Annotated in this window: 16 protein-coding genes; 8 read left to right on the top strand and 8 right to left on the bottom strand. The window is 59.8% G+C overall.

Going from position 1 to position 16217, the window contains the following annotated elements; all coding sequences use genetic code 11:
* Positions 1-23: 23 nt before the first annotated feature.
* Positions 24-941, bottom strand: a complete 918-nt coding sequence (locus AC07W5_RS15830) for a LysR substrate-binding domain-containing protein (protein ID WP_494991568.1) — start codon at positions 939-941, stop codon at positions 24-26.
* A gap of 210 nt (positions 942-1151) precedes the next feature.
* Between AC07W5_RS15830 and AC07W5_RS15825 the strand changes: the two genes are divergently transcribed.
* From AC07W5_RS15825 to AC07W5_RS15810, 4 genes are all read left to right on the top strand, one after another.
* Positions 1152-2447: an MFS transporter gene (locus AC07W5_RS15825; protein ID WP_495023772.1), complete on the top strand. Its 1296-nt coding sequence runs from the start codon at positions 1152-1154 to the stop codon at positions 2445-2447.
* A gap of 34 nt (positions 2448-2481) precedes the next feature.
* Positions 2482-3738 (top strand): CaiB/BaiF CoA transferase family protein, encoded by a 1257-nt coding sequence (locus tag AC07W5_RS15820; protein ID WP_495023771.1) that lies wholly within the window; start codon positions 2482-2484, stop codon positions 3736-3738.
* Positions 3735-4535 carry a methylmalonyl-CoA decarboxylase gene (scpB, locus tag AC07W5_RS15815; protein WP_495023770.1) on the top strand — a complete coding sequence of 267 codons (801 nt, stop codon included), beginning with the start codon at positions 3735-3737 and terminating at the stop codon, positions 4533-4535. The genes AC07W5_RS15820 and scpB overlap by 4 nt, the downstream gene beginning before the upstream one ends.
* A 347-nt stretch (positions 4536-4882) precedes the next feature.
* Positions 4883-6646 (top strand): L-lactate permease, encoded by a 1764-nt coding sequence (locus AC07W5_RS15810; protein WP_495011935.1) that lies wholly within the window; start codon positions 4883-4885, stop codon positions 6644-6646.
* Positions 6647-6696: 50 nt separating this feature from the next.
* Here AC07W5_RS15810 and AC07W5_RS15805 read toward each other — a convergent pair whose 3' ends face one another.
* From AC07W5_RS15805 to AC07W5_RS15790, 4 genes are all read right to left on the bottom strand, one after another.
* On the bottom strand, positions 6697-7221 hold the full coding sequence (locus AC07W5_RS15805) for a cupin domain-containing protein (protein ID WP_495023769.1): 525 nt from the start codon (positions 7219-7221) through the stop codon (positions 6697-6699).
* An 88-nt stretch (positions 7222-7309) separates the two neighbouring features.
* Positions 7310-8656, bottom strand: a complete 1347-nt coding sequence (locus tag AC07W5_RS15800; protein WP_495023835.1) for a glutamine synthetase family protein — start codon at positions 8654-8656, stop codon at positions 7310-7312.
* Positions 8657-8679: 23 nt separating this feature from the next.
* Positions 8680-9237, bottom strand: coding sequence for a helix-turn-helix domain-containing protein (locus AC07W5_RS15795; RefSeq protein WP_494991562.1), 558 nt, complete (start codon positions 9235-9237; stop codon positions 8680-8682).
* Positions 9238-9261: 24 nt separating this feature from the next.
* Positions 9262-10551 (bottom strand): NAD(P)/FAD-dependent oxidoreductase, encoded by a 1290-nt coding sequence (locus tag AC07W5_RS15790; RefSeq protein WP_495023768.1) that lies wholly within the window; start codon positions 10549-10551, stop codon positions 9262-9264.
* A gap of 305 nt (positions 10552-10856) precedes the next feature.
* Here AC07W5_RS15790 and AC07W5_RS15785 point away from each other — a divergent pair, with 305 nt between their 5' ends.
* The 4 genes from AC07W5_RS15785 (at position 10857) to AC07W5_RS15770 (ending at position 13556) form a co-directional block, all read left to right on the top strand.
* A complete protein-coding gene (locus AC07W5_RS15785; protein ID WP_494991560.1) occupies positions 10857-11396 on the top strand; it encodes a cytochrome b in 540 nt (179 codons plus the stop codon).
* 48 nt (positions 11397-11444) lie between these two features.
* Positions 11445-12017, top strand: a complete 573-nt coding sequence (locus AC07W5_RS15780; protein WP_495011931.1) for a YceI family protein — start codon at positions 11445-11447, stop codon at positions 12015-12017.
* Between the two features lie 247 nt (positions 12018-12264).
* On the top strand, positions 12265-12864 hold the full coding sequence (locus AC07W5_RS15775) for a phosphatase PAP2 family protein (protein ID WP_495023767.1): 600 nt from the start codon (positions 12265-12267) through the stop codon (positions 12862-12864).
* Between the two features lie 137 nt (positions 12865-13001).
* A complete protein-coding gene (locus tag AC07W5_RS15770) occupies positions 13002-13556 on the top strand; it encodes a DedA family protein (RefSeq protein ID WP_495023766.1) in 555 nt (184 codons plus the stop codon).
* A gap of 78 nt (positions 13557-13634) precedes the next feature.
* Here the strand turns inward: AC07W5_RS15770 and AC07W5_RS15765 are convergent, their stop codons facing one another.
* From AC07W5_RS15765 to AC07W5_RS15755, 3 genes are read right to left on the bottom strand one after another with little or no spacing between them, the layout of a single operon-like run.
* Positions 13635-14648, bottom strand: a complete 1014-nt coding sequence (locus tag AC07W5_RS15765) for a M14 family metallopeptidase (protein WP_495023765.1) — start codon at positions 14646-14648, stop codon at positions 13635-13637.
* Positions 14649-14701: 53 nt separating this feature from the next.
* Complete coding sequence (locus AC07W5_RS15760; RefSeq protein ID WP_494991727.1) at positions 14702-15403, bottom strand: ABC transporter permease; 702 nt, start codon at positions 15401-15403, stop codon at positions 14702-14704.
* A gap of 5 nt (positions 15404-15408) precedes the next feature.
* Positions 15409-16122, bottom strand: a complete 714-nt coding sequence (locus tag AC07W5_RS15755; RefSeq protein ID WP_494991555.1) for an ABC transporter permease — start codon at positions 16120-16122, stop codon at positions 15409-15411.
* Between the last annotated feature and the right edge of the window lie 95 nt (positions 16123-16217).

The raw sequence follows: 16217 nt of genomic DNA, 5'->3' as shown, positions 1-16217 counted from the left end.
CTTCACCCACGCCACTGGCCGCGTCATTGTCCGTCAGCCCACCCCGGATGCCGTCCAAACGCCTCGAACAGTTCAAAAATGGTCGCCTTGACCTTTTGCACTGCATTGCTCTGCACGGCCGTGTCAGGCCAGCACAGAGATAGATCACGAGTGAACAGCCTGTGATCGATCCTGGCCAGCTTGAGCTTATGCTGATCAAGTTCAACATGGGCGGCCGCCCAAGGCAGGATCGTGACACCCAGCTTTGCCAGAACGGCTGCGAACAACAAGTCCGTGGAGTTGGCTTCGAACTCAACCTCACAGTGCAGACCAGCCTGCTGCAGTGCCGATTCGACTCGACTGCGAATCGTGTTCGGTGCACAGGGCAGAACCAGCGGCATCTTCGCCAAGGCATCGATCGTCACAGGCTCGTCCGGTATCGAAAACTCCGGCCACGCAACCAGATACAGCGTTTCGGTCAGCAGCCGCCGCGAGGCCACACCACGGGTCTGGACCGCATCGACAATCACCGCGAGAGCAACCCGCCCAACCGTGATCAGGCCTCCCAGGTCAGCGCTCGGTGCATCGATCAATTCCAGCTTGATACCCGGATAGCGACTGCGGATCGTGCGAGCCAGCGGAATCGCCAACATCCGGGCCGTACTCGACGGCATGCCGACCGACACCTTTCCTTGCGGAAATTCGGCGTCCTGACGGAGCAGTTCACGGGTGCCGTCGGCCTGGCGCAGCAGCTCGATGGCGTGCCGGTACAGCGTCTGGCCAGCCGCAGTGGGCACCACGCCCTGCACGCTGCGCTCGAGCAATTGCATGTCCATATCCCGTTCCAGATTGCGCATCTGCTGGCTGATCGCGGGCTGCGCGATATGCAGCGCTTCACTGGCGCGGGTGATATTGCCGCACTCAACCACCTTGACGAAATACCGCAACTGGCGAAGGTCCATGGGAGAGCGTCCAAAGAATCTGACTCTATATAAAAATCCGATGGGACCAAAGAAATTTCATATTTGATACTTATGATATGCGCTGCCTAGACTGATTTCACAATAAACGAAGCGCTGACGGTCGCAACGGCCTCGCAACGCTTCTATAGGCCTGATCAAGGTCAATGGGAGATCTTAATGTTTAGAGCATTAACAGCATCGGCAACTAGCGTGAAGCCCATCAAAACGCCTCTGACCCGCGAGCAGATTCGCGGTTTCTGGGCGGTCTACCTGGGATGGGTTCTGGATGGCGTGGATTCGGTGATCTTCGCCCTGGTTTTGATTCCCGCCCTGACCGAGCTGCTGCCCAACTCGGGCATTACCCCAACCCCCGCCAACATCGCCATGTACGGCTCTGTGATGTTCGGGCTATTTCTGATCGGTTGGGGCCTGTCGTTCATCTGGGGCCCCCTCGCCGACCGCTTCGGCCGGGTCAAGACGCTGGCCGCAAGCATTCTGGTCTACTCGCTCTTTACCGGAGCGGCGGCTTTCTCGGACAACATTTGGCAGTTGGCCATTTTTCGGCTGATTGCCGGGATCGGTGTCGGTGGCGAGTGGGCACTGGCCGGTACCTATGTGGCGGAGAGCTGGCCGGAAGACCGGCGCAAGATGGGTGCGGGCTATCTGCAAACCGGCTACTACCTGGGCTTTTTCATTGCCGCGTTGCTGAACTACACCGTTGGCGCAACCTATGGCTGGCGCGTAATGTTCCTGTGCGGCCTCGCCCCGGCGGTCGTTGCGATCTATACCGCGTTGAAGGTCAAAGAACCCGACCAGATACGCAATGCTGCGCATAACGTCGCACGTCCCCACTCGCCCACTGCTTCGGCGCGTGCGCCCTGGTGGGAAATCTTCGCACCGGCGTTTCGGCGCCGCACGCTGACCAGCTCTGCCCTGGTCGGGGTCGCCATTGTCGGTTTGTGGGCTGGCTCGGTTTACGAAGCGACGGCCGTCGTGACACTGGCGACGCGCGCCGGTATCGACCACGTCGGGGCGGTGCATCTGGCGTCGATTGGCGCGGCGGTGCTGTCGCTCAGCACGATCCTGGGGTGCCTGGTGGCGCCATGGCTGGCCGAACGACTGGGGCGACGGGTTGCGCTGGGCACTTACTTTGCCGGTATGGCCGCGTCGATCGTCTTCGCGTTCGGCTGGGTGTTCTACATGGACGATGGCCTGCATCTGTTCATGGTGTCGTTGGTGTTCCTCGGTTTCTTCGGCGGCAACTTCGCGATTTTCTCGCTCTGGCTGCCCGAGCAGTATCCGACCCGGATACGCGCTACGGCATTCGCCTTCAACGCATCGGTCGGCCGCTTCATCGGCGCCGGCGTCAACTTCCTGCTGGCCGCTGCAATCCACTGGTATGGCTCGATAGGCGCCCCGATCGCCTGGACGGCCGCCGCCTTCGCGCTGGGTGTGCTGATCCTGCCGTTTGCCGTTGAAACCCGGGATCAGACGTTGCCGCAATAAAACAGCGCCGCTCAAACATTGACTGGAGAACCGTATGCAAGCTTTGCAAGGCGTGAAGATCATCGACCTGAGCCGTGCGCTGTCGGGGCCGTTCTGCACCATGGTGCTGGCGGACCTGGGTGCCGATGTGATCAAGATCGAGCCCGGCCCGACCGGCGACATGAGCCGGACCTGGGGCCCGTTCGACCGGGGCGTGAGCACCTACTATCTATCGTGCAATCGCAATAAGCGCGGTCTGTGCATCGACTTCCGCAATCCCCAGGGGCTGGCCACGATCCAGCGGCTGATCGATGATGCCGACGTGGTGATCGAGAACTTCAAACCCGGTACCCTCGAGAGCATGGGGCTCAGCTATGACGTGCTCAGCGCAGGCAATCCGCGGCTGGTCATGGGCAGCATCAACGCCTTCGGCACCGATGGGCCGATGAGCAGCTGGCCGGGTTTCGACCAGATCGCTCAGGGCTACTCGGGGCTGATGAGCCTGACTGGTTTCGTCGATGGCGACCCGACCCGCACCGGCACGGCCATCGGCGACCTGACCTCGGGCATGTGGCTGGTGACGGCGGTATTGGCCGCCCTGCTGGAGCGCGAACGCACCGGGCACGGCCAGCACGTCAGCACCTCGTTGCTGGCCAGCCTGGTCGGCTTGTTAAGTGTGCACGGTCAACGCTACCTCAGCCTGGGCGATGTCCCCCGCCGCACGGGCAACGCCCATTCAGTCATTGCGCCTTACGGCGTGTTCCAGACGCAGGACGGACCGCTCAATCTGGCGCCGATTACCTCGGCCATGTGGGGACGTTTATGTGTGCTGCTCGATTTACCCACGCTGCCGGACGACCCGCGCTTCGCGACCAATGAAGCCCGGGTCGCGCGGCGTGACGAATTGAAAGCGATCCTGGAAAGCCGTTTAAAAACCCGCAGCAAACGAGCGTGGACCGAACTGTTCATCGAGGCAGGCTTACCCGCAGGCCCGATCAACACACTCGACGAAGTGTTCGACGATCCGCAGGTGCTGCATAGCCAACTGACCAAAACACTCATGCATCCAGAACTTGGCGCATTGCGTCAGGTGGTGACACCCGTATTCAGCGCCAATGACGCAGCAGAACCTGCGCCTGGCGTCAGCCAGCGCCCACCGCCCCTCCTTGGCGAGCACACCGTCGAGGTGCTGCGCGAGGCGGGTTTCGATACAGCGTCGATCAATGCGCTTCTGAGCGCGAAGGTTGTGTACCAGGACTCAAACGATTCGCCAGTAATGGCTTCCGGACAATCAACAGGAACAGCACAATGACCCCGACGCAAACCTCTTCCGCCACCGTGACTGTCAACATTGTCGATGAACAAATCGGGCGATTGGTCTTCAGTAACCCCACACACCGCAACGCACTCAGCGCGCAACTACTGGCGGCCTTCGACGAAGGTCTTGCCGCACTGGCCTCACAACGCATACCGGTCGTTGTTCTGGGCAGCGATGTGGGGCAGGCAGTCTGGAGCGCCGGCCATGACATTCGCGAACTGGAACATGACCGCGACCCGATTGCCTACGGCAAGCCACTCGAACACCTGTTGCGCCGCATACGCGCCTACCCCGGCGTGGTGATTGCCATGGTATCCGGCTCGGTGTGGGGAGGCGCGGTCGACCTGGTGATGAGTTGCGACCTGGTCGTCGCCGATCGCAGCGCGAGCTTTGCGATGACCCCGGCAAACATCGGCTTGCCTTACACCACCAGCGGGCTGCTGCGCTTCTTCAACAACCTGCCGATTCACGTGTTGAAGGAAATGTTTTTCTGCGCGCAGAAGCTCGATGCAGAGCGCGCCGAACGCTTCGGTGTGGTGAACAGGCTGGTCGACAGCGACGCGCTGGAGGCGACTGCGCTTGAACTGGCACGCACGATTGCTGGCAAAGCGCCGCTGGCGATTGCGGCGGTCAAGGAGCAGTTGCGCATCCTCGAAGACCTGCAACCGATGCCCGTCCAGGCAATGGAGCAGATCGCCGAACTGCGCCGACAGGCGTGCCAAAGCGGCGACTTTGATGAGGGCCTGGCAGCATTTGCGGCGCGCCGACCAGCAGTATTTAGCGGTAGGTAGGACGCGATAGGGTAGACGATCAGTCTGGTGAAAGGCGCACCTCCCACGGTTGATTCCTGATAAAAACCGCAAAACCCACAGCCACAAAATCCCGCTGACCATTACCGGCTCAGCGGGATTTTTAATGGGCAATTCCAATGGATCGGGCTCCTGTAAAGCTCGCGGTCACCGAGATCACAGGACGTAATCGCGTGATGTGCTCCGCCACGCTTTTGCCCAACCTGTTGTGATCTTGCTAAAAAACGAGCCCTGCCCAGACAGCGGCGTAATGCCACCTATACTAGAAGCACTACAAGCGACCGACCCTTGGTGCCTGCACTACCGACAAGAACAAGCAGAGGTGGAAAATGGTCTGGCAGCAAATCTACGATCCCTTCGGTAACCCGGCGCTATCGACCATCATGGCGGCAGTGCCGGTGGTGGTGATGCTGACATCCCTGGCGTTTTTCCATATCAAGGCACATCTGGCGGCATTGCTTGCCCTTGGCTCGGCCTTGCTGATCGCGATCTTCGCCTTCGGCATGCCAGCAGGCATGGCCGGCTCGGCCGCGCTCTTCGGTGCCGCCAACGGCCTGCTGCCGATTGGCTGGATCGTGCTCAACATCATCTTCCTGCATCGGCTTACCACCGAGAACGGCTCGTTCAAGGTGCTGCAAGATTCCCTGGCGCGCATCACCGACGATCGCCGCCTGCAATTGCTGCTGATTGCCTTCTGCTTCGGTGCTTTTTTCGAAGGGGCTGCCGGTTTCGGCACGCCAGTGGCGGTAACCGGGGCCATTCTGATCGGGCTGGGCTTCTCTCCCCTGGCCGCGTCTGGTCTGGCGTTGATCGCCAATACCGCGCCCGTGGCTTTCGGCGCCCTGGGCACGCCCATCATCACCCTGGCCAAGGTGACCGGGCTGGATGAAATGGAGCTGTCGATGATGGTCGGCAGGCAATTGCCGTTTTTCTCGGTGATCGTGCCGTTCTGGTTGATCTGGGCCTTCGCCGGCTGGCGCAAGATGCTGGAAATCTGGCCGGCGATCCTGGTCGCCGGGGTGAGCTTCGCTGTGCCGCAGTTCATCGTTTCCAACTACCACGGCCCCATGCTGGTGGACGTGGTCGCCGCACTGATTTCCATGGCCTGCCTGACGGCTTTCCTCAAGGTCTGGAAGCCAGCCCATGTGCACACCTCCGCGGCCCTGTCGGGGCGAACCGACAACTCCCGAATCGATGCCGCCGAGGACGAAAAACCCGTGGCCAGCGCGACCTTTGCCAGCGATGCCCGGCCCGCCGTCATGCGTGCGTGGATGCCCTGGATCATCCTCACGATCTTCGTCTTCGCCTGGGGCACCCAGGGCTTCAAAAACATGTTCGATACCCGTCCGGCCATGGACCCGCAAACCAACGCGGCCAGGCTCGATCCCCAGGGCAAGCCGATGCGCGAGGCGAACCCGATCTTCGCGCCAGCCCTGACCTTCACCACCCTGCATCTGCAGATCGAGAAGGTTCCGCCCGTGGTGCCCCAGCCTAAAACCGAGGAAGCGATCTACAAATTCACCTGGTTCACCAGCACCGGCAGCGGCATCTTGCTGGCGGCAGTCCTCGGCGGGCTGCTGATGGGCTACTCCATCCCCCAACTGCTGCGCCATTACCTGCGAACCCTGTGGGTGGTGCGCTATTCGCTCACTACGATAGTGGCCATGCTTGCCCTGGGTTTCCTCACCCGCTACTCAGGCCTGGATGCCACCATGGGCCTGGCCTTTGCCGCAACCGGCACCTTCTACCCCATGTTCGGCACCCTCCTGGGCTGGCTGGGCGTTGCCTTGACCGGCTCAGACACTGCATCCAATGTGCTGTTCGGCGGCTTGCAACGGGTGACCTCCGAGCAATTGGGGTTCAACCCGGTGTTGATGGCCGCCGCCAACAGTTCCGGTGGGGTCATGGGCAAGATGGTCGACGCCCAGTCGATCGTGGTGGCGTCCACCGCGACCCGCTGGTACGGCCATGAAGGGGAAATCCTGCGTTACGTCTTTTTCCACTCCATCGTTCTGGCCATGCTGGTCGGCGGCCTGGTCACCTTGCAGGCGTATGTGGCGCCCTTCAGCCATATGGTCGTGGGCGGCCATTGATCGACGCGGCCCGGGTTTGCGTTGGCGGCACCTTGACCGCCAAATGGAGCCTACTCTCGCGTCAGCTTTTCAAACCACAGCGAATGTTCGGGGAACAGCTCGCTGAGCTTTTGCTGAGTGCCCAACTCCATATCCGCAAAATCAAACCCTGGTAAAACCGCTTCACTGATCAAGCCGTAGGCAGCCGCCCCGGCCATAAGCTGCGAAGCTTTCCAGACGCCGCCAGGCACGTGCAGTTGCAAGCACTGCCCGGCTGTCACGTCGCTGCCCATCACCACGGTTTTCAATGTGCCGTCCGGGAAGATGAGGATGTACTGAATCGCGTCTCCCAGATGGTAGTAGTGCACGATGTCGGATTGGTTCAGGTGAAAATGACCAATGGGGGAGCCCTTGGTCAGCAGGTAGTAGATGGAGGTCATCAAGTAACGCCGGCCACCATCGGTCTCGATCATGGCGTGCCGATCAGCCTGAAAGGTTCTGCGGTAGTAACCACCTTCCACGTGTGGTTCCAGGTCGAGTGCCGCGACCACTTCTTCAGCGCTGGGAGTGTGTCTATCAAGTACGCCATCAGTCATGCTGCGGGCCATCAGTCATTGGAGTGCTGTCCACAATAGCATCCAGCATTCTGTGCGGCGCCAACGCACAAGAACAATGCATGCCCGTTTACAGATACCAGCGGTATTCGCGCGCACTGATCTCCTGCATAAAGGCCAGATGGTCCTGGCGCTTGTTCTCGCAGTAGACATCAATAAACTCCGCCCCCAAACCCTCGCGCAGCTGTGCCTGGTGCTGCATGGCGCGCACTGCTTCGAGCATTTCCAGGGGGAATGCGATACCACTGCTGCGGTCTTCATTGAGTGATGTGATCGGCTCCCGACCGGCTTCCAGGCCCTGCTCCAGACCAACCAGAATCGCCGCCAGAACGAGATAAGGGTTGGCATCAGCACCGGCCAGGCGATGCTCGATCCGCAGGTTTTTCGAATCCGAGTCAGGAATCCGCACACAGGCATCGCGATCCTCAAAACCCCAGCTGGCCGTTGTCGCCGCGTTCACCGTGCCGCCCAGACGGCGAAAGGCATTCTGGTTCGGCGCGAAGATCGGCATGCAATGCGGTAGCAGCTCCAGACAACCGGCGACCGCATGACGCAGCGCCTGCTGTTGGTTAGCCGCCAGCAGGTTTTTACCTGCCGCGTCGTAGAGGCTGACATGGACGTGCATGCCGCTGCCCGGGTGCTGCAAGTAAGGCTTGGCCATGAAGCTGGCGCGGTAACCGTGCTTGAGAGCGACGCCACGAGTGCTGCGGCAAAACAGGGCTGCCCAGTCGGCGGCACGCAGGCCGTCATCGAGGTGAGCAAAATTGATCTCGAACTGTCCCGGCCCGAGTTCGGCAGTGATCACCGTGGTATCGATGCCTTGGGCCCGCGCCGCCTCGACCATTTCATCGAGCACCGGGGAAAAGCGCGACAGCCGCTCGATGTGCATATTCGGCTGGTCATCGGCATCGTCCGTCAGCAGATCGCGGGGGAACTGTGGCTGGCCATCGCGCAGCTGTTTATCGAACAGATAGAACTCCAGCTCGAACGCCACCACCGGATGAATACCTTTATTCCCTAACCGCTCCAACACCCGCGCCAGGACTTCGCGTGGCTCGAAGACGATCGGCTTTTGAGTACCATCCGAGGTAATCAGCATCTGCCCCAACGGCTGCGTTTCCCAGCTCACCGGTTTGAGCGTACCGGGCACCAGGCGACGCAGTGCGTCCGGGTCGCCATCGTTAAAGCAGTAGTCGCCGATTTTGAACAGTCCACCCTGAACGCCCAGTAACACACAGTTCTGCGGCAGTTTCAGCGCGCTACCAGCTGCAACCTTCTCGAGCATCTCTAGCGGATAGCGCTTGCCGTAAAAATGCCCGGGAATATCCAGGGAAATCAGGTCGACATAACGCACCTTGGGATAGCAATGGCGAAAAGCGCGAACCTCAGCCAGCAGATCAGAGCAGGTAGCATCCATCATTGTTGTTCCTTTTATTTATATCAGGTGTAAACCCAAAGCACTCGCGTGAGCTGGTCTGTGAGGTTGCCGTAGCGACACCGGGTGTGGCTGGCCAGTTGAAAACTGTCTCCGGCATACAAGGTCACCGGCGCGTCGTCATCGTCCAGCCACAGCGTCAACTCCCCCTCCAGGACATAGCCACCCTGCTCCGAGCTGTCGCTCAAGTGCCGCTCGCCACTGCTGGCACCGGCCTCCAGTTGGCTTTCGAGCATGGAGAAGGAGGCCCTCATCTTCGGCGAGACCAAAATATCGGTAATCCCGTTGGCGTAATACAGCGTGCGTCGCTCATCCGGCCGGGTAACCCAAGGCAACTCCTTGGGTTTTGGCAAACTGTAAAAATAGGTGGTCGGTACCCCAAGGGTTTCGCTGATCGCCGTCAAGTCCGCCACGGTGGGCCGTGACAAGCCACGCTCGACTTGCGAGAGAAAACCGACGGAGCGGCCGATTTTGTCTGCCAGCTCCTTGAGGGTGTATTTCTTGTGCTTGCGTAGATCGTGAATAAGGATCGCTAAGGCGGCGATTTCTTCTTGCTTGTTCATGCCAGAGCTCCAAAAGATTGCTCATCAAATACTGTCGCGCAGTCGATACCAGGCCTTGCCGATGGCCTCCAATGGTGCTGCCAGGTATTTACCGCCGGGAAAGCTGCCATTACTCAGACCTTGGTACAAGGCCAGGTCATCCGGCTGACCGAGAATCGCTTCGGACACCGCGCGAGCACCGGCCAGCGTCGGGAGTACACCATGCCCGGAGTAGCCCTGTAGCCAGTAGAGGTCACCACGCCGGCCGATGTGGGGGGTGCGCTTGAGGGTAAGGTCGATGTGCCCTCCCCAGGCAAACTCCAACTTGACGTCCTTAAGCTGCGGGAATACCCGCTGCAGATAAGGCCGGGTCGCTGCGGCGATGTCCTTTGGCATCCCTCCCAGATAAGTGCAGCCACCACCGAACAGCAGGCGGTTATCCGGCGTGCGACGGAAATAGTCGAGGACGAACTGGTTATCGGTGACGCAGACATTACTCGGTAGCAGCGCCGTAGCCTGCTCCGCGGTCAGCGGCGCGGTGGCTACCTGGTAGGTACCTACCGGCAACACGCAACTGGCCAGCTTCGGATCAAGTCGATCGAGATAGGCATTGCACGCCAGCACCAGCACATTCGCCCGAATGCGTCCGCGTTCGGTGGTCACCACATACTGATTGCCTTCTTCGCGGTAGCTCAACGCTTTGCTCTGCTCGTGGATGCAGCCGCCCGCACGCTCTATGGCCGCGGCCAGACCGAGGGCCAGTTTGAGCGGATTCAGATGCCCGCCTTCAGGGTCGAACAGGCCTGCCTGATAACGCTCGCTGGCCACCCATTGCGACAGCTGCGCACGGGGAATGAATCGCAAGCCATTGTGCCCCCACTTGTGGCTGGCCTCGCGCTGCCACTCGGTCAGGATGCTTACCCGCCGCGGCATGACCGACGTCCACAGATGGCCGGCCCGGTAATCGCAATCGAAGTCATGGCGCGCGGGTAACTCACGCAACTCCTGCGCAGCCCAGCGCATGCTGTCCCACAACCGCCGTGCTCGTTCGTAGCCAAGCGCAGCCTCCAACGGCGGCATATCACACGACCACCCGAGTATCGCTTGACCTCCATTGCGCCCCGAAGCCGCCCAGGCAACCCGGCTGGCTTCCAACAACGTCACACGCTTGCCCGCCAAGGCCAGGCGCAAGGCTGTATGCAGACCACTGAAGCCGGCACCGATGATCAGCACCTCGGTGTTTTGTTCGCCTTCCAGGGCGGCTCGAGTCAATAGGCGATCCGCGCAACTGTGGGCGTAATAGCTGGCAACGTGCTGTGTGGATTGCTGAAACATAGGGACGCCAATGAAATTATGTCTTTATAATTTCATGAAAAATTACATCATAAATTTCACCAACGCAACACGCCATCATCGGTTCAAGCATTGACTCTGCACCCGAAACACCAAATATCCGGGGCGGGACTTTCGCCTCGAGCCCCGTGGCCAGTGGCAAAGTCCGGTGATCATTTGATGCAGAACCACTATTGAACTCATCTACACTTAAAAACCCGTGGGAACGCAAATCCCGGTCAAGGCCTTTGCAGACGTTCAGACGTCTGCACCGCCCAGCCACTCCAGCCAGCCGAGGCGCAGCATTCATGAATCATCGTTACACCCGCACGGCGATTGCTCTCCACTGGCTGATGGCTCTGGGGCTGATCGGCACCTTCGCGCTCGGTTTCTACATGCCGGAACTGCCGATTTCACCGATCAAGCTGAAACTGTACTCATGGCACAAATGGGCTGGTATAACCCTGTTCCTCCTGGTATGGATACGGCTCGCCTGGCGCCTGACCCATCCGGCACCGCCCCTACCGACGACGATACCGGCCGTGTCGCGTCTTGCCTCCCATGCCATGCATTGGCTGCTGTATGCACTGATGCTCGCGATTCCGCTCAGCGGCTGGTTGATGGACTCGGCGAAAGGCTTCCAGACCGTGTGGTTTGGCCTACTGCCACTGCCCGATCTGCTGCCCAGGGACGCCGCGCTGGGTGACCGCCTGAAGGATGTGCATGAGGCGCTGAACTTCATTTTGCTTGGCCTGGTGATTGCCCATACGGTCGCCGCGCTGAAGCACCACTTCATTGATCGCGACGATGTGCTCACGCGCATACTGCCGCTCAGGAACAAAGGCTGACCCACGGCACTTCAATCCATTACGCTCACGCCCCGGCCGGAGAGTCCCATGAGTTATCGATTCCTGCGTTCTGCCGCGCTGACCGTCGCACTCTCGCTCAGCGCCTTGACCTGCGCCCACGCGGTTCAATACAAGCAGGTGAACGCGGCTGCCAGCCAGATTGCCTTCACCTACATCCAGATGGGCGCAAGGGTGTACGGCAGTTTCGGCAAGTTCGACGCCAAGATCGATTTTGATTCGGCGAACCCCGCAGCGGCCCACGCCGAGCTCACCATCCAGCTCGCCAGCATCGACGCCGGCACCCGCGACGCCAACACCGAACTGCAAAAACCCGCCTGGTTCAACACCGCCGCGTTTCCCGTGGCCAGGTTTGAATCGAACGCAGTGAAGGCGCTCGACAACAACCGCTACGAGGTCACCGGCAAGCTCGCGATCAAGGGCCGCACTCGCGACGTCAGCGCGCTGATCATTTTGAAGCCGCAGAACGCCATCGGCGTATTCGATGGCGAATTCATCCTCAAGCGCGCCGATTTCAATATCGGTGAAGGCGAATGGGCCAATTTCGGAATCATTTCCAATGATATCCATATCAAATTCCGCGTGGTCGCTCCCGCGCAGTAACTGCAAAAGGTCCAGCATTCGATGGGTCAGTCAACTGAAGCACCGTCGAGCCAGCGTTAACACCGACTTATTGATTTGCCACGTCCAAAATAACGGTTTCTTCACGGCCCCTCGGGCAAGCTTTATGCGCCTTGAAAAACCACCAGAGTGCAAAGCACCTTGCCCGCTCAGAGCCAAAGGCAGGGGGCGATCGAGGTGACAAGGCTTTCGCCGCCATCAATATTTTGTCTATAAGTGAAATCGCCTAATGGAAGAACTGAATCGTTCACTGTTTCTGATCATCAATGCCAGTGCACACCCCTCGCCAGGCGCACTGATCATGGCGAATGTCCTGGCACAATGGCTGATCTATGGTGTTCCCCTGTTACTGGCCGGGCTCTGGCTTTGGGGCGGGCGAGAGAGCAGAACCGTCGCATTGGCTGGCGTACTGAGTACCGTGTTCGCACTGGGGTGCAACGTGTCGATCGGCGTCTTCTGGACACACCCACGACCCTTCATGATTGAGTTGGGTCACACATTCCTGACACATCAAGCGGAAACCTCCTTTCCCAGCGATCATGCCGTTGTGTTCTTCGCCTTGGGGCTAGCCTTCATGCGGGGCTCCTTGCGCAAGGCCGGGGCTCTGCTCGTGCTGTTCGGCATAGCGGTTGGATGGGCTCGTGTTTACCTGGGTGTGCATTTCCCGTTCGACATCGTCGGAGCCCTCGCGGTGGCATTCGTCAGCAACTGGATCGTAGCGCTGGCACTGAGCTTCGAAACCTTGCGCGCGCGTCTGCTCGATGGGCTGGAAAATCTGTACCGGCGCCTGTTCGCATTGCCGATCTCCAAGGGATGGGTTCATGCGTGACATTCATCTGTGCCTCCCGGGCTTTCGACCTCATAGGGCCAGAAGTCTCTGTGGGCCAGGGAATGGAGCTGTGTCCAGCCTGTCGTTGTGTGAGTGCTGGTTGACGAACACCTGATGATCCTGCCGGGAGATGCCGCATGACGCTGACACAAGCAGTCGCCGAATATGGTTACCTGGCGGTATTTATCGGTGCAGTCATGGAAGGTGAAACTATTCTGATTCTGGCGGGTTTCGCCGCACACCAAGGGTATTTATCTTTCCTTTTGGTGGCTGTTATTGCCATGTGCGCCGGGGCATTGACCGATCAGGTTCTGTTTTTTATTGGTCGCCGGTATGGCGGGTTATTGTTGCAACGCTTCCCGCAATTTGATCCAAACGCACAGCGGGTCTATCGCTTGCTGCTGCGCTATCAAACCGGACTGATCATCGGCGTGCGTTTCATGTATGGATTGCGCATTGCAGGCCCCTTGGCCATTGGCATGAGTGGAGTACCCGCCTGGCGTTTCATGCTGTTGAACTGGATAGGGGCTGCGATTTGGGCACCACTGATTGCCGGAGTCGGTTACCTGTTTGGCCAGTCGCTGGAATGGCTGTTCGCCGATATCAAGCGTTATGAGGAAGCCACACTACTGCTGATCATCGGCGTGGCATTGGTACTTGGCCTGATACGTCACCTGCGTCGACATCATTGAGCATTCTGATACCCAAGCTGCGATATGAAAACCGGCCACGGCAACCTCCGCACCATCGACCACAGCCTGTCGCGAATTTTAAGGGTCCAGTAACCCACCGGCCCAGTTCTGCGACTGCCGACTCCCCGTGAACTTGGCGACCACCGCGCCTTGGGGGATCAATCGATCGCGATAGCGAGTCACCATCCGCCCTGACTGGGCAGCCTGCAGCACCACCTCCGACGCCGGGTCGCCTGGCCTGCCGAGGATCCTGGCGAAGCGTTCACCTTCTTCAAGGTAATCGCCCAGCGCCCTCTCGAAAATCAGTACGCCGGCCTGCGGAGCGAAGATCGACTCCATGCAGCCGATATCCACCGCCTCGCCCTGCCACTCCTCCAGCGGCACATGCTCATCAATGACGCCGCAAGCACAGAGCCAGGCGTAGAGCCCGGCGGCGTCTTGCTCTGCCAACAGATCGTTGACGTCGGCCTGCCCCCGCAGCTCGATGGTCGCGGCCAGCCGCTGAGCGCCTCCGGCCCCTCGCAGCCAGGGCGAGATAATGGTTTCTTCGAAGGAGCCGTCGCCACCTTCGTCCCAGAGAATTGCCACGTCGACCTTCAGCGCTGCCGCCAGCTCACGACCTCGGGGCCAGAAACTGCGGTGGATATAGAGGTAAGGCAGCGCTTCATCATCGGTGTGCAGGTCGAGCATCAGGTCGGCATCGGCCGCCAATTGCGCCAGGCATTTTTGCCAATGCCCCAGATTGGTCACGGGTCGAGTCAGGGCCAGCGATTGATCAAACAACCGATTGAAATTCTGCCCGGTGGCCTCATGAATACGGCCGAGAATCCGGCCCTGACGAAATTGCCCGATGCCGAACGGATTGGCCTGCGGCACCACCGTCACGCTGCCCTTGAGCAGCCCCTGATCCTGGGCCGACTGTAGCCGGGGCAACAACAGGTGCAGCACCAGCATGCCGGCGATTTCGTCGGCATGCACCCCGGCCTGGAGGTGTACCTTCGGCCCGCTGCCATCACCGTCGAAACGCCATGCGCCAATGCGCAGCGTTTCACCGGAATCACCCTGAACGCTCAAGGAAACATCTTGCGCCATACACTCCCCTCCTTTGCTGATGCCTTGCAGCGAACGGTCGACCTTCGACGAACTCATCCCATTGACCTGCGCAATGGTGTGCCCCGCCGCTCGGCGATGGTGAACACGGCCTCGATCAGGAAGGTCAGGCAGACATAAACACCCGCCACCAACAGTAATGGCTGAAATACCTGAAAGGTCTGGGCCCGGACCACATTGGCCGCGCCCAATAAATCGACCACTGCAATGGTCGAGGCCAATGCGGTCGACTTCATCAACATCACGCTTTCACCCGCCAGGGTTGGCAATAACAGGCGCATCGCGCGCGGCAGGCGGACCCGAAGCAACGCCTGACGCGCGGTCATACCGAACGCCGAAGCCGCTTCCATTTCCCCCTTGGGCACCGCCATCAGCCCGCCGCGAATGACTTCACCGACATAAGCGCCGACCGACAGCACCAACGCAAACACGATGTACCAGTAACCCTCCCGCAGAAACGGCCAGAGAACGCTACCGCGCAGCGCCGGAAACTGTGCGAAAAGACTGCCCAGCCCGTAGTAGAAGATGTAAATCTGGATCAGCAACGGCGTACCGCGAATCACACTGGTGTAGGCCAGGCTGCATCTGGCAATCAGTTTGCGCCGCGACAATCGGGCCAGCGCCGTAAGCACCGCCAGCCCAAAACCCAACACGCTGGAAATCAACAAAATCGAGATTGTCGTCTGCAAGCCTCGGCCTATCAATGCCGCATAATCGAACATCCACACTGGAATCATCGCGTTCACTCAGCCAAAGGCATCCAGCGACGGATTCGTCGCTCGAGGCGTCCCGATAGGTAGTTGGAGGTCAGTGTCACCACGTAATACAGCGCGGCCGCCGTGAGGTAGAACAGCAGGTAGTGACGGGTCGAACCGGCCGCCTGCTTGGCGGTGTACAGCAGCTCGTTGGTCCCGACCACGCTGATCAATGCGCTGTCCTTGATCAGGTTGATCCACAAGTTGGCCATGCCGGCCAACGCATACGGCGCCATGATCGGCAACGTGACCCGACGAAACAGCCCGAAGCCGTGCAAACCGAAAGCACGCGCCGCTTCGATCTGCCCATGGGGAATGGCCAGAATCGCTGCGCGGAAAATTTCCGAGGCGTAAGCACCCTGCACCAGGCCCAATACCAGAATCGCCACCAGCGGCCCACTGACGTTCACTTCGGCGTAGCCGGCCCACACCATCAGCGCGTTGAGGCCCATGGAGCCGACGTAATACAGGAGTAAAATCAGCAACAGTTCCGGGATCGCCCGAAACAATGTGGTGTAACCACGCATCAGTGTCGCCACCGGTCGCGGTGCGCCGAGTTTGGCGCAGGCCACCACCAGGCCGATAAACAGGCCAACTACAAAGGCCCCGGCCGAAATTTGCAGGGTCATCCATAACCCTTGCAACAGTGCACTTCCCCATCCCTGCTCACTGAAATCGATCAAATCGAATATCGCTGGCATTTCAGCCCTCCACGGATCGTCCACGTTTTTTATCGGCGGTATCACGATCTAATGTGGGAGCGGGCTTGCTCGCGATGAGGGAATAACATTCAGCA

The sequence above is a fragment of the Pseudomonas sp. GW821-FHT01E05 genome, from assembly GCF_059422425.1.
The sequence above is the reverse complement of the archived record's forward strand: the minus strand, read 5'-3'. Positions and strand labels throughout refer to the sequence as shown.

What these genes read in the sequence shown, in the direction of transcription:
- AC07W5_RS15830 (WP_494991568.1), bottom strand. Translation starts at nt 941, where the DNA reads ATGGACCTTCGCCAGTTGCGGTATTTCGTCAAGGTGGTTGAGTGCGGC.
- AC07W5_RS15820 (WP_495023771.1), top strand. Translation starts at nt 2,482, where the DNA reads ATGCAAGCTTTGCAAGGCGTGAAGATCATCGACCTGAGCCGTGCGCTG.
- scpB (WP_495023770.1), top strand. Translation starts at nt 3,735, where the DNA reads ATGACCCCGACGCAAACCTCTTCCGCCACCGTGACTGTCAACATTGTC.
- AC07W5_RS15810 (WP_495011935.1), top strand. Translation starts at nt 4,883, where the DNA reads ATGGTCTGGCAGCAAATCTACGATCCCTTCGGTAACCCGGCGCTATCG.
- AC07W5_RS15805 (WP_495023769.1), bottom strand. Translation starts at nt 7,221, where the DNA reads ATGACTGATGGCGTACTTGATAGACACACTCCCAGCGCTGAAGAAGTG.
- AC07W5_RS15800 (WP_495023835.1), bottom strand. Translation starts at nt 8,656, where the DNA reads ATGGATGCTACCTGCTCTGATCTGCTGGCTGAGGTTCGCGCTTTTCGC.
- AC07W5_RS15795 (WP_494991562.1), bottom strand. Translation starts at nt 9,237, where the DNA reads ATGAACAAGCAAGAAGAAATCGCCGCCTTAGCGATCCTTATTCACGAT.
- AC07W5_RS15790 (WP_495023768.1), bottom strand. Translation starts at nt 10,551, where the DNA reads ATGTTTCAGCAATCCACACAGCACGTTGCCAGCTATTACGCCCACAGT.
- AC07W5_RS15785 (WP_494991560.1), top strand. Translation starts at nt 10,857, where the DNA reads ATGAATCATCGTTACACCCGCACGGCGATTGCTCTCCACTGGCTGATG.
- AC07W5_RS15780 (WP_495011931.1), top strand. Translation starts at nt 11,445, where the DNA reads ATGAGTTATCGATTCCTGCGTTCTGCCGCGCTGACCGTCGCACTCTCG.
- AC07W5_RS15775 (WP_495023767.1), top strand. Translation starts at nt 12,265, where the DNA reads ATGGAAGAACTGAATCGTTCACTGTTTCTGATCATCAATGCCAGTGCA.
- AC07W5_RS15770 (WP_495023766.1), top strand. Translation starts at nt 13,002, where the DNA reads ATGACGCTGACACAAGCAGTCGCCGAATATGGTTACCTGGCGGTATTT.
- AC07W5_RS15765 (WP_495023765.1), bottom strand. Translation starts at nt 14,648, where the DNA reads ATGGCGCAAGATGTTTCCTTGAGCGTTCAGGGTGATTCCGGTGAAACG.
- AC07W5_RS15760 (WP_494991727.1), bottom strand. Translation starts at nt 15,403, where the DNA reads ATGATTCCAGTGTGGATGTTCGATTATGCGGCATTGATAGGCCGAGGC.
- AC07W5_RS15755 (WP_494991555.1), bottom strand. Translation starts at nt 16,122, where the DNA reads ATGCCAGCGATATTCGATTTGATCGATTTCAGTGAGCAGGGATGGGGA.